The organism is Planotetraspora sp. GP83 (assembly GCF_041262585.1).
Taxonomy (GTDB): Bacteria; Actinomycetota; Actinomycetes; order Streptosporangiales; family Streptosporangiaceae; genus JAOEGB01.
In genome coordinates this window covers 292,641-304,604 of sequence record NZ_JBGCBZ010000007.1, presented here as the reverse complement: position 1 = coordinate 304,604, position 11,964 = coordinate 292,641, and the positions used below count along the sequence as shown (strand labels likewise).

Sequence of the window (11,964 nt, the reverse complement as noted above, 5' to 3'; positions counted from 1 at the left end):
TTCAGGACCTGTCCTTTGGCGTTCACGACCATGCGGACCAGGCGGGAGGTGCGGGCCAGCCGCTGCACGTCACAGATGGGCAGCAGTTGCCCGGTCGCGATCAGCAGCCCGGGCGCGAGCCGGTCGGGGTTGTGCCCACACCTCCCACACGCCGCAGCCCCCGCCCCCTGACCCGCAGCGCCGCCAGCGTCCGCACCGGCACCCGCGTCCGGGCTCGTGTCCGCAGTCCCACGTCCGGTATCTGCCCCGGCGGGATCCGCGCCCGAGGTCGCGCCCGCGCTGTGGCACGCGCCGTCGGCACAGCAGGTGGAGCCGTCACCAGGCTGGGCCGTGCCGGGCCGAACACCACTGGGGTCAGCCGCTTGGGTGGGGTCGGCCTCTGTGGCGGTGGCGGTGGGCTTGTCGCCGGGAGTGATGTCGTCGGGCAGGGATTCGGCCCGGACCAGCACCAGGAGTTCGGTGCTGACCTTCTTGCTCAACAACGCGGCCAGCGCGTCGGCCTGCCGCACCCGCAGCGGCCGGTCGTCGTCCTTGCCCTTGGGGCGGGCGTAGGCGGTCAAAAACTCGCGCAGCCGGGCGCCGGCCTCACGCGGCAACCGGAACTCGCCTTCCACCCCACCCGTGGAGGAGGGGCGGACCAGCAGGAACCGCGTCGCGTAATCAGCATCCGCCTCATCATCCAGCGTCCCCGGATCCAGCAACTGGCGCAGGTACCGCCCGGCCTTGGCGATCTCCGCCGGGGTGGCATGATCGGCCAGGTCCACCAGAATCGGCTCCACCAGCGCGGCCTGCTCATCGGTCAGCCGGGAAGTCACCTGAGTGATCACATCGACCGGCCCCTCAGCCAAAGTCCCGGCCGCGAACCGCCCCCGCACCGGTCATCCCCGCCGCGCCACGCAACCACGTCCCGGTCGAGCCATACCCGACACCCTTGGCCTCCCCGGCGGCGTGCACCCGGCCCACCCGGGCGGCGATCGCCGAGGTCAACCGATCCCGCGCGTACAGCAACTCCTCCGCCTCAACCAGACACATCGCGGCGGTGCCGGGAAGGCCGGCCACCGCCAGCCGGGCCGCCATCTCCCGCAACTCCGACACCAACACCCCCGACCCCACCGGCTGACCGTCGGAGGAGGCACCGTCGGACGGAGCGCTTTCGGAAGGGGCGCCATCGGAGGACTCATCGTCGGCCGAGGCTCCCCGGACGAACTGACGGTATGCCTCGTGCTGCCAGGCGTCGCCGTACGCGCCGTCGGCGGAGCGCTGCGGCGGGACGTAGTCGGGGTCCAGCACAGTGCCCTTGAGGATCTCGGGGAGGCCGCGCTTGGAACCGCCCGCCATACGAAGGGAACCCAACAGGTCGATCGGTGATCCTGCCATCGAAAGGCACCTCCCCGGGCTCCAGCGGATCTCAAGAACTGCCCTCACGCTATCCAGCACCTACGACAAAACTTGAGCGTGATCCACTAAAACGCGCAGGTCAGAGGCTCGACCAAAAAGATCTACCAAAGCTATCTGAGGTCCATCCGCCAGACGCGCACGCGGATCTCGCCTTGAGCGAGGTCCGCGTGCGCCTCTCGGCGGACGAAACTCGGCCGCCGCCGCTGGAGGAGTCTCGCCGATGGCTGAACACCGTCGGCGCCGAGGTCAGCCCGAGGTAATCGGCATCGGCTCGCCCGCATAGCTCGATTACCTGTCTGTCAACGTAAACGTGGGTGATCTCGCTCCCGATCAGTGCTCGCCGTACGAACCCTGGGTCTGCACGTTGAGCCGGTCGAGGTGGACCTTCCGGGCGCTGTTCGTGCGCGGATCGTTGATCTTGATGATGTCGAGTCCCTTGTGGAAGTCGCTCGCGTAGATGTAGCCGTTGTAGTAGTAGGCCGACCAGAAGCCGCCGAAGCCCTCCCGGGCGGGGCCGCGCTCGAAGTAGCCGATCTCGCTCGGGTGGGCCGTGTCGGTGAAGTCCCAGATCGAGGCGCCGCCCTGGTACCAGGCCTGGACCATGATGTCCCGGCCCTTGACGGGGATCAGCGAGCCGTTGTGCGCGACGCAGTTCTCCGAGTCGGCCTGGTAGCGCGGGATCTTGAAGTAGCTCTTGAAGACCAGGCGGCCGCCGGTGATGTCGTAGATGGCGTCCGCGCCACGGGTCGGGCCGGTGGCCTCATTGCAGGTGGCCTCGCCGCCACCGCCCAGTTCGTCAGTGAACACCACCTTTGTGCCCTCGTTGTTGAAGGTCGCGGAGTGCCAGAACGCGAAGTTGGGGTCGGTGGTCCGCCCGGTGACCTTCGGGTTCTCCGGGTCCCTGATGTCGAACAGCACGCCGTCGCCCATGCAGGCGCCGGCCGCGATGCCCTTCTCGGGGTACGCGGTGATGTCGTGGCAGCCGCTTGTCGGGAGCAGCAGACCCGGCTGGGTCTCGTTGCCGCCCTCGGGGAAAACCACGGGGGTGTTCACCACGGCCGCCGCGGTGGGGTCGCCGAGCGGCACCTTGACGATCGAGATCTTGTCGTGCGGCGGCTGGCAGTCGGGGTAGTTGGCCGCCGGAAGATAGGAGGAGACGTACAGGTATACGTTGTGCCGCCGCCTGTCCGGCACCAGCGTGTGCGTGTGCGAACCGCAGTTGGTCTCGACCGACTTGATGTACTTCGGGCTCGTCTTGTCGCTGATGTCGAAGATCCGGATGCCCTCCCACGACTCCTTGACCGAGGCGGGCTGGGCGACACTGGAGCAGGAGTCGTCGCTTCGCGAGGAGTCCACGGAGGCGAACAGCAGGTTGCCGTACACCGACATGTCCATCTGGGACCCGGGGCAGACGACCGAGCTGACGACGGCGGCCTTCTTCGGGTTCCTGATGTCGTAGATCGAGAAACCGCCGTAGTTGCCGACGAAGGCATAGTCGCCCTGGAAGGCGATGTCGGTGTTGATCGTGGCCGCGATGCCGGCCGGTTTGGGGACATTAGCCACATGAGTGACGTTCGGGCTCATGACGATCTGATCGGCGCCGGGGATGTCCGCCGCCTGGGCGGGCATCGCCGAGAACGCCAGCACCGCCGCCACGCCTGCCATTGCTGCCACGCCGGAGAACCGGCCGGCCCGGCCGCCTCTGCGGGGCATGAAGAAGGGGATGGCGAAGGGGATGGAGAACACGCGGAAACCCTCCTTGGTCGTCCGCCCAGGCGAACCCATACGCGGAGATGGTCACCTAAACAGCAATCTGTCAGCCATAGTGCAGGATGTCGCCAAACAGATCAACAGATTGTGTTTACTGTGGTCAATGAGGTGAGTTAAGGTGCATCCGCAGCGATCCTCACATCGGGCAATCGGGCACCCCGGGAAGCACTGATTTCAAGGAGGCACTGATCCACAGGGCGGGAAGGGTGCGCGCCGCATTCGCCGGCGTCATCGTGATCGGTACGGCCGTGCCGGCTCTGGCGGGCTGCTCCGGCACGCCGGTGACCGCATCGGCCAAGCCCACCGCCCGGTCCACTGCCCCGGCGACCACGCCTGCCCAGTCCACCGTCCAGTCCACCGTCCAGTCCACCGCCGAGCCCACCGCCCCGGTGATCGCGCCCCGCAGGCCCGGCGAGACGGCGCGGACGCTCGGCCCCTCGGAAGCCGCGACAGCCGTACCGGCACCCTCCGCCAACGCGACGGACGTGCGCTTCGTGCAGGACATGATCGTCCATCACCGTCAGGCACTCGAGATGAGCGCTCTCGCTCCTACGCGGGCGGCTTCGGACGAGGTCAGGCGGATGGCCGCGCGGATCGCCGGGGCTCAGAGCCCGGAAATCGCGGCGATGACCCGCTGGCTACGGCAGCAGGGACAGCGGATCCCCGACCCGCACGAGCAGCATCACGAAGAGCATGACGAGCAACATCACGACCCGCATCACGACATGCCCGGCATGGCCACGCCCGAGGAGCTCGCCGCCCTGCGGGCCGCCGTCGGGGCGGACTTCGACCGGCTCTACCTCCGCCTGATGATCGCGCATCACATGGGCGCGATCACCATGGCCGCCGAGGAGATGGAGAAGGGATCCCACATCACGATCCAGGAGATGGCGCAGGACATCTCCGTCTCCCAGGCCGCCGAGGTCAACCGCATGCGCCGGATCCAGGCGAGCGGCTGACCTCGTACGAAGGAAGCCCTACACAGGAACCCCTACAGGAACTCCTACAGGAACTCGGCGAACCCCTATGAGCCGGCGGCGCGGTCGCGGCGGACCGTCGCCTTCTTGCCCTTGATGGTGGTCTTGCGGAGGGCCGTGATGACCTCGTGGGCGGCCGCCTCGGGGACCTCCACGAGCGAGAAGCGGTCGGCGATCTCGATCGCGCCGATCTCGCGCCCGCTGACGCGCGTCTCACCGGCGATCGCGCCCACCAGGTCCTGCGGCCGGATCCCCGAGCTGCGGCCCGCGCCGACGAAGAGGCGCGCCATGCCCCGCCCCGACGCGCGGCTGCCGCGCCGCTCCTCGCGTCCCTGAGAGGTCCCGGGCTCCCGGCGGGCCCGGGGCGCGGTCAGGGGGACGTCCGGGATCTCCTCCTCGTCGGCCGCGGCCCCGCTGGACTCGTGCGCCAGCTTCACCGCGGCGAGGGCCACCTCCATGACGTCGAACTCGTCGGTGAGCGTCTCGACGACGACCCGGAAGCGCTCCAGATCGTCCTCCAGGATGCTCTCGTGCAGGGCGGCCCGCGTCAGCTCCAGCCGCCGGGCGCGCAGGTCGGCGACCGTGGGCACCTTCTCGACATGGATGCGGCTCCTCGTCACCCGCTCGATGGTCTTGAGCATCCGGTGCTCCCGCGGCTCGGCCAGCGTGATCGCCACGCCCTCACGGCCGGCCCGGCCCACCCGCCCGATCCGGTGCACGTACGACTCCGGCGCGGACGGGACGTCGTAGTTGATGACGTGCGTGAGCTGCTCGATGTCGAGGCCCCGCGCCGCGACGTCGGTCGCGACCAGCAGGTCGGCCGTTCCGCTCCGCAGCCGTGCCATCACGCGGTCGCGCTGCTCCTGGCCCATCCCGCCGTGCAGCGCCTCGGCGCGGTATCCCCGGCCGTTGAGCGTCTCCGCGAGGGTGTCGACCTCGTCGCGCGTGCGGCAGAAGACGATCGCCGCCGTAGGCGCCTCGACGTCGAGCACGCGGCCGAGCGCGGCCGGCTTGTGGGCGCGCGTGACCACATAGGCGCTCTGCCGTACGAGCGGGGCCTCTCCCGAGGTGGCGGCCTCGCGCTCGATCTTGATGCGGACGGGGTCGTTGAGATGGCTGCGGGCCATGCCGTCGATGCGCGGCGGCATGGTCGCCGAGAACAGCACCGTCTGCCGGCTCTCCGGAGTCTCCTGCAGGATCGCCTCGATGTCGTCGGCGAAGCCCATGTCCAGCATCTCGTCGGCCTCGTCGAGGACGACCATCTGGAGACCGGTCAGGGAGAGCGCGCCGCGGCCGATGTGGTCCAGCGCGCGTCCGGGCGTCGCCACCACCACGTCCACTCCGCGCTCCAGTGCCCGCAACTGCCGCCCGATCGGCTGCCCGCCGTAGATCGGCAGCACCCGCGCGCCCAGGTCGCGCCCGTAGCGGTGCATGGCCTCCGACACCTGTACGGCAAGCTCGCGGGTGGGCACGAGGACCAGCGCCATCGGCTCCGTTCCCCCGCCGCCGGCGGCTATCCGCTGGAGGACCGGCAGCGCGAAGGCGGCCGTCTTCCCCGTGCCGGTCGCAGCCTGGCCGAGCAGGTCACGCCCCTCCAGCAGCGGCGGGATCGCCTCCCGCTGGATCGGGGTGGGCTCCTCGTAGCCGAGCCCGGAGAGGGCTCGAAGGAGCTCCGGGCGCAGCGACAGCTCGGCGAAGCCCATCGCTTCGTCGGTCACGTTAACGACCATATCGGGCTCCTCCTGGGGCGAACACGCACGTGGGACACGACTCTATGATCCCGCGTGCGCGGTGTGCCCATGTCGGACGGGCCGCTCTCCGGCCACGCCACCGCGGCGGCGGGGGCCACTCCGGCATCGATCCACGCCCGGGCGAGGCGCCGCCCGTGAGCGGACGTCACCGCAGTTCGTCGCGGTGGTTGGAGAGGGTCCGCGCGGCCGAGAGCCGTAGCGCCCGTGTCTCGGTGACGGTGAAGTCGGCCACCACATGACGATTGTGCAGGAGGAACCCGATGACGCCCGCCAGTGCCTCGGCGCCGTCCCCGGCGCGCGCGTGGCCGCTGAGGACGTAGACGAGCGGGGTGGACGGCTGGTCGATGGAGAAGCGGCGGCCGTGATGGTGAACGTCCTGCAGGGTCCTGATCGGGATGGGCCGGTGGGTGGTGAACCACGCGGCGACCTCCCAGAAGGGCAGGGCCGGATCGGGATTGGCCGACTGCTCGTAACAGGCCACGCAGCCTCGGCGCGCGTCCTCCCCGTGAGGGCAGGCCCAGGCATCGGCTTTCGGCAGGTTGCGCTCAGACATGAGCCGATCATCCCTCATCATCCCGTCGGCGGGGCTACTGCCACTCAGGGCGTAGAAGGCGTCTCAGTCCAGCGGAGGAGTCGTTTCAGCCTCCTGGTGGACGGCGAACCGGCCAGAACGGAGGACGCTGGAAGTCAAGGCCCCGCGTAGCCCAGACCGGGGACAGTCGGAGCAGAGCAGGGGGCGTCATGGAACACGCAGTCCGGCCGGCGCGGTGGTTGGGTGGAGCGGTCGTCGCTCTCGCCGCCGTCTTTCTGATCGCGTCGTGCGCCGCCCGGGAGCATCCCGCGGCATCCTCCAGCGCGGGCGCGGGCGCGGGCGGGGTGGCCGCGGCGCACGGGGCCGACGGCGGGCACGGTGGGCACGGCGGGCACGGTGGGCACGGCCAGCCGTTCACGCCGCCCCCGGCGGCCCCGCTGCGCGCCTCGGAGCGGTTCGTGACCCTGAAGCTGCCCGAGCCGTACACGCCGAAGGCTCCTTCCGGGGGAACCGACGAGTACCGCTGTTTCCTGGTCGACCCGGGCCTGACGAGCCGGGCGTTCCTCACGGGCAGCCAGTTCCTGCCGCAGAACACCGCCATCGTGCATCACGCGATCATCTTCAGGGTCGGCCCCGAGGACGCGAAGAAGGCCGGCGACCTCGACGCCGGCACACCCGGCGAGGGATGGACCTGCTTCGGCGACGCCGGGATCGACGGCGGCACGTGGGTGGGCCACTGGGCGCCGGGAGCCAACGAGACACTGCTGACCCAGAAGGTCGGCTACCCGATGCCGGCGGGCAGCCGGCTGATCCTTCAGGTGCACTACAACCTGCTGGCCACCGGCGGAAAGCCGGGAGGCAGTGACCAGTCGGGGATCCGGCTCCGCCTCACCGACGGAAAGACCGATCTCACTCCCCTGGTGACCGCGCAGTTGCCGGCTCCGATCGAGCTGCCCTGCACGGCCGAGGAGTCCGGCCCGCTGTGCGACCGGGAGGCCGCGATCCGGGATCTGTCCCACCGTTTCGGTGAGCAGGCCGGCCAGACCGTGAAACAGCTCAACGAGTTCTGCAACCAGGGCAAGACCCCGTTCCCTTCGGCCACCCAGCACTGCGACCTGCCGGTCAAGGAGGGCGGCACGATCTACGCGGTCGCGGGGCACATGCACCTGCTCGGCCGTTCGATCAAGCTGGAGCTCAACCCTGGCACGCCGGCGGCGCGAACCCTGCTGGACATCCCCGCGTACAACTTCGACGATCAGGCCATCCATCCGCTGGCCAAGCCCGTCGCGGTCAAGGCGGGCGACATCTTCAGGGTGACCTGCACGTACGACGCCGGGCTGCGCAAACTGCTGCCCGCGCTGCACGGCCTGCCCCCGCGCTACGTGGTGTGGGGAGAGGGGACCAGCGACGAGATGTGCCTGGGCCTGGCCGTCATGTCGCCCACGAGCGCGCCGGCGGCCTGAACGACGTCGCCCCCGCCGCCACGGTCCACGTGGCGGCGGGGGCGATTCGATCAACGGCCGAAGATCAGCCTCTCGTCTCTATCCAGACGTTGACGACCGTGTGCGCGGTGATGGAGGTCCACGACGTCTGACCGGCGGGCACCCAGGGGCCCTCGATGGGGATGTACCCGACCTCCGCGAGGAAGTGCTTCTGCAGCACATGGATCCGGTGCTCTCCCGTGCCGCTGGAGCAGTAGCTGGAGGCCCACCGCTCGACGGTGTTGAGCTGGTAGCTGCAGTCGGTCGGCGCGGCGAACGCGCTGGACGCGGGACCGACCACCAGCCCGGTGGTCAGCAGTGTGGTGGCGAAGGCCGCGACGACCCATTTTCTGGCGCTCATGCAGGACTCCTGTGGGGGTGCCGTCGGACACCGAGGCCCTGCCGCGGATCGGCGTTCGCACGCGCGGAGACTCGTCGTCCGTTGGGGTGGGGTGAGCCTGTTCCTGGAACGATCCGGCCGGGGGCTTTTCTTAGGAAACTTTCCTAAGGAAAAGGTAGATCGGGGCTCCGGACCCGTCAATATCAGTCTCACGCCTTCACCCGATCGCATCCCGGCAGCCGCACACGCGCGACGGGAGCCGCTGCCCTCGTCCCGTCGAGCGGGGGGCGAGGCTCCGCCGTACGGCCCGCCAAGCGTTTAGGTGGTTTGCGTGCTTTGACGCGGTCTTGACGGGTTGCTGGGAGCTACGTACCGTTCGCCGAACACGTCTAGACAGGTAGGTTCCATGGCCGGCATCCAGGGCGAACAGGAAGAACCCGGTGGCACGGGCGGGCGGCAGCTCAAGGTCGAGACCCACGGGCTCGACGTGATCGGCGACACCGATCGCAAGGGCCGACCGAGACAGTTGTTCTGGCCGTGGTTCGGCGCCAACGTGTCGATCCTGGGCCTGAGCTACGGCTCGTTCGCCCTCGGCTTCGGGATCTCCTTCTGGCAGGCGCTCGCCGCCGGGCTCATCGGCATCCTGTTCTCGTTCCTGCTGTGCGGTTTCGTCGCCGTGGCCGGCAAGCGCGGCTCGGCCCCCACCATGGTGCTGAGCCGGGCGGCGTTCGGCATCCGGGGCAACCGGCTGCCGTCCGCCCTCTCCTGGATCCTGACGGTGGGCTGGGAGACGGTGCTCACCGCGCTCGCCACGCTGGCCACCGCGACGGTGTTCGGACGGCTCGGCTGGGGAGGCGGCACCTCCACCAAGGTCGTCGCCCTGGTCCTCGTGACCGCCCTGATCGTCGCGGGCGGCGTCATGGGCTTCGATCTGATCATGCGCATGCAGACGGTCATCACGGTCGTGACCGGCGTGCTGACGGTGGTCTACATCGTGCTGGCGGCCGGCCACGTCCATTGGGACACGGTCTCCCGGATCCACGGCGGATCGGCGCAGGAGTTCATCGGGGCCCTGGTCTTCATGATGACCGGGTTCGGCCTGGGCTGGGTGAACGCGGCGGCCGACTACTCCCGCTACCTGCCCCGGAGGTCGTCGAGCGCGGGCGTCGTTGGCTGGACGACCTTCGGGGCGTCCCTGGCACCGGTCCTGCTGCTCCTGTTCGGCCTGCTGCTGGCCGGCAGCTCCCCGGAGCTGAGCAAGGCGATCGCGGCGGACCCGATCGGGGCGCTTACGGAGGTCCTGCCCACCTGGTTCCTCATCCCCTTCGCCGCCGTGGCCGTCCTGGGCCTGGTCGGCGGGGCAGTGCTCGACATCTACTCCTCCGGCCTGGCCCTGCTGGCCGCCGGGCTGAAGGCGCCGCGCTACGTCGCCGCCCTCGTCGACGGCGTGCTCATGGTCGCCGGGACGATCTACATCGTGTTCGTCGCCGACGACTTCCTCGGCCCGTTCATCGGCTTCCTGACCACTCTCGGCGTGCCGATCGCCGCCTGGTGCGGGATCATGCTGGCCGACCTCGCGCTGCGCCGCCGGGACTACGACGAGGCCGACCTCTACCGTCCCTCGGGCCGCTACGGCGACGTCCCGCTGCTGCCCGTCGCGGTCATCGTCGTCAGCACGGCCGTCGGCTGGGGCCTGGTCACCAACGGGGCCGCGAGCTGGCTGGGCTGGCAGGGCTACCTCCTCGGGCCCCTCGGGCTCGGCGGCAAGACCGGCTCCTGGGCGTTCGCCAACCTCGGCGTGCTGCTCGCGCTCGTCATCGGATTCGCCGCGACCTGGGCGTTCAACCGTTCACGGGTCCGCGCCCAGGAGAGCGCGGCCCCGGCGGATCCTTCCGTACAGGCGGTGCGGCCGTGACCGGCGGAACCGGCCCGTACGGCATGCCGTGGCTGGCCGTCATCGACATGCAGAAGGTCTTCGCCGAGCCGGACAGCAAGTGGTTCACCCCCCGGTTCGCCGAGACGGTCGGGCCCATCAAGACGCTGGCCGCGGCGTTCGGCTCGCGGGTCACGTTCACCCGCTTCATCGCCCCGGACACTCCGGAAGGCGCGTGGGCGCGCTACTACGAGCAGTGGCCGTTCGCGCTGCGGCCGCCCGAGGCGAGGATCTACGAGCTGGTCGACGACTTCGCCGCCTTTCCCGAGGACGCGGGTCCGACGCTGGACGCCACGACCTTCGGCAAGTGGACGCCGGAGCTGGCCGCCGCCGTCGGCGCCGGTCGGCGGCTCGTCCTGGCCGGCGTGTCGACGGACTGCTGCGTGCTGTCGACCGCCGTGGCGGCGGCGGACGCCGGAGTCGAGGTCCAGGTCGTCGCCGACGCCTGCGCGGGCATGACCGACGTCAGCCACCGGCAGGCGCTGGACGTCCTCGCGTTGTACGGCCCGCTCGTCCGGGTCGTCACCGTGGCCGATGTCCTCAGGAGCCAAGGGACTCCACTCACCAGGTAATAAACCTTTCTGTTAGCGTGGCGTGGTGGATCAACGGGGGTTGAGACGGGCCCGGGTGGCCGTAGCGGTGACGTTCGCGGTGCACGGGGCGGTCACCGGCAGCTTCGCCACCCGCATTCCCTGGATTCAGGACCATCTGCACGCCGGGCCCGGAGAGCTGGGGCTGGCGCTGCTGGCTCCGGCGGTCGGCTCGCTCGTGGCGATGCCCATGGCCGGGCGCGTCATCCACCGGTTCGGTGGCCGGACGGCGACCCGGTGGCTCATCGCTCTGTGGTCGCTCATGCTGGCCTGCCCCGCGCTCGCGCCGAACCTTCCCTCGCTGTTCGGGATCCTTGTGGTGTACGGGGCCGTGGCCGGCATGTGCGACGTCGCCATGAACGCTCAGGGGGTGGTGGTCGAGCAGCGGCTCGGCCGCTCGATCATGTCGGGGCTGCACGGGATGTGGAGCGTCGGCGCCCTCGCGGGCGGGGCGGTCGGCTCCCTCGCCGCACACGCCGATGTGGACGCCCGCGTCCACCTTGCGGTCATGGCGGCGGCGCTGCTGGCGATCGGCCTCGGCGTCGGCCCTCTTCTGCTGGACGTCCGGGCGGCGGCGGACGAGGCGGCGCCGCCGAGGTTCGTGCTGCCCTCCCGGAGCGTGCTCGTCATGGGGCTGGTCGGCTTCTGCGGGGTCTTCGGCGAGTCCGCCAGCCAGGACTGGTGCGCCGTCTACTTGAAGCAGGTCACGGGGACCTCTCCCGGTGTGGCGGCGGTCAGCTTCACCGCGTTCGCGTTCACCATGGCCGCCGGGCGGCTCTGCGGGGACATGGTGGTGCGCCGGATCGGCGCCGTTTGGGCCGTGCGGGTCAGCGGCGCACTGGCCGCGCTGGGCGGGTTGCTCGTCGTGACGGCCCGCACTCCCCTGCCGGCCATCACCGGATTCATGCTCATCGGCCTCGGCATCGCGGTGGTCGTCCCCCTCGTGTTCACCGCGGCGGGCAACGCCGCCCCGACGCCGGGCGAGGGCGTGGCCGGGGTGGCGACGATCAGCTACACCTCCGGGTTCGTCGCCCCGAGCGCGATCGGTGGCATCGCCAACGCGACCAGCCTGCCCGTCTCGTTCGCCGTCGTCACCGCGCTCATGGCGGCGATGGTGCTCGGAGCCGGGTCGCTGGCGCGGCGGCCGGCCCCGAGCGAGCGGGAGTCGGCCACCGCGCTGTGACGCCGGGCT

Annotated in this window: 11 protein-coding genes; 5 read left to right on the top strand and 6 right to left on the bottom strand. The window is 70.3% G+C overall.

Annotated features, from left to right (window positions below):
• The 3 genes from ABH927_RS13155 to ABH927_RS13145 all read right to left on the bottom strand — a co-directional run.
• Positions 1 to 815, bottom strand: an 815-nt coding sequence (locus tag ABH927_RS13155) for a DUF222 domain-containing protein (RefSeq protein ID WP_407072829.1), incomplete at its 3' end; no start/stop codon positions are given.
• A gap of 25 nt (positions 816 to 840) precedes the next feature.
• Positions 841 to 1,377, bottom strand: a complete 537-nt coding sequence (locus tag ABH927_RS13150; RefSeq protein WP_370021266.1) for a hypothetical protein — start codon at positions 1,375 to 1,377, stop codon at positions 841 to 843.
• A 351-nt stretch (positions 1,378 to 1,728) separates the two neighbouring features.
• The gene (locus ABH927_RS13145; protein WP_370021272.1) at positions 1,729 to 3,063 is read right to left on the bottom strand and encodes an LVIVD repeat-containing protein; all 1,335 of its coding nucleotides are present in this window, start codon (positions 3,061 to 3,063) and stop codon (positions 1,729 to 1,731) included.
• Positions 3,064 to 3,374: 311 nt separating this feature from the next.
• Between ABH927_RS13145 and ABH927_RS13140 the strand changes: the two genes are divergently transcribed.
• Positions 3,375 to 4,127: a DUF305 domain-containing protein gene (locus tag ABH927_RS13140; RefSeq protein ID WP_370021264.1), complete on the top strand. Its 753-nt coding sequence runs from the start codon at positions 3,375 to 3,377 to the stop codon at positions 4,125 to 4,127.
• Positions 4,128 to 4,192: 65 nt separating this feature from the next.
• Here ABH927_RS13140 and ABH927_RS13135 read toward each other — a convergent pair whose 3' ends face one another.
• Positions 4,193 to 5,875 (bottom strand): DEAD/DEAH box helicase, encoded by a 1,683-nt coding sequence (locus ABH927_RS13135; RefSeq protein WP_370021262.1) that lies wholly within the window; start codon positions 5,873 to 5,875, stop codon positions 4,193 to 4,195.
• 166 nt (positions 5,876 to 6,041) lie between these two features.
• Complete coding sequence (locus ABH927_RS13130; RefSeq protein WP_370021260.1) at positions 6,042 to 6,449, bottom strand: hypothetical protein; 408 nt, start codon at positions 6,447 to 6,449, stop codon at positions 6,042 to 6,044.
• Between the two features lie 188 nt (positions 6,450 to 6,637).
• On the opposite strand from ABH927_RS13130, the gene ABH927_RS13125 reads away from it, so the two are divergent.
• Positions 6,638 to 7,891 (top strand): monooxygenase, encoded by a 1,254-nt coding sequence (locus ABH927_RS13125; RefSeq protein WP_370021258.1) that lies wholly within the window; start codon positions 6,638 to 6,640, stop codon positions 7,889 to 7,891.
• A gap of 64 nt (positions 7,892 to 7,955) precedes the next feature.
• Here the strand turns inward: ABH927_RS13125 and ABH927_RS13120 are convergent, their stop codons facing one another.
• A complete protein-coding gene (locus tag ABH927_RS13120; RefSeq protein ID WP_370021256.1) occupies positions 7,956 to 8,270 on the bottom strand; it encodes a hypothetical protein in 315 nt (104 codons plus the stop codon).
• 385 nt (positions 8,271 to 8,655) lie between these two features.
• On the opposite strand from ABH927_RS13120, the gene ABH927_RS13115 reads away from it, so the two are divergent.
• From ABH927_RS13115 to ABH927_RS13105, 3 genes are read left to right on the top strand one after another with little or no spacing between them, the layout of a single operon-like run.
• Positions 8,656 to 10,164, top strand: coding sequence for a cytosine permease (locus ABH927_RS13115; protein WP_370021254.1), 1,509 nt, complete (start codon positions 8,656 to 8,658; stop codon positions 10,162 to 10,164).
• Positions 10,161 to 10,754, top strand: a complete 594-nt coding sequence (locus ABH927_RS13110) for a cysteine hydrolase family protein (RefSeq protein WP_370021252.1) — start codon at positions 10,161 to 10,163, stop codon at positions 10,752 to 10,754. The genes ABH927_RS13115 and ABH927_RS13110 overlap by 4 nt, the downstream gene beginning before the upstream one ends.
• A gap of 25 nt (positions 10,755 to 10,779) precedes the next feature.
• Positions 10,780 to 11,955: an MFS transporter gene (locus tag ABH927_RS13105; RefSeq protein ID WP_370021250.1), complete on the top strand. Its 1,176-nt coding sequence runs from the start codon at positions 10,780 to 10,782 to the stop codon at positions 11,953 to 11,955.
• The last annotated feature ends 9 nt before the right edge of the window (positions 11,956 to 11,964 follow it).

Coding starts and splice junctions, on each gene's coding strand:
- ABH927_RS13150 (WP_370021266.1), bottom strand. CDS start 1,377: ATGGCAGGATCACCGATCGACCTGTTGGGTTCCCTTCGTATGGCGGGC.
- ABH927_RS13145 (WP_370021272.1), bottom strand. CDS start 3,063: ATGGCAGGCGTGGCGGCGGTGCTGGCGTTCTCGGCGATGCCCGCCCAG.
- ABH927_RS13135 (WP_370021262.1), bottom strand. CDS start 5,875: ATGGTCGTTAACGTGACCGACGAAGCGATGGGCTTCGCCGAGCTGTCG.
- ABH927_RS13130 (WP_370021260.1), bottom strand. CDS start 6,449: ATGTCTGAGCGCAACCTGCCGAAAGCCGATGCCTGGGCCTGCCCTCAC.
- ABH927_RS13125 (WP_370021258.1), top strand. CDS start 6,638: ATGGAACACGCAGTCCGGCCGGCGCGGTGGTTGGGTGGAGCGGTCGTC.
- ABH927_RS13120 (WP_370021256.1), bottom strand. CDS start 8,270: ATGAGCGCCAGAAAATGGGTCGTCGCGGCCTTCGCCACCACACTGCTG.
- ABH927_RS13115 (WP_370021254.1), top strand. CDS start 8,656: ATGGCCGGCATCCAGGGCGAACAGGAAGAACCCGGTGGCACGGGCGGG.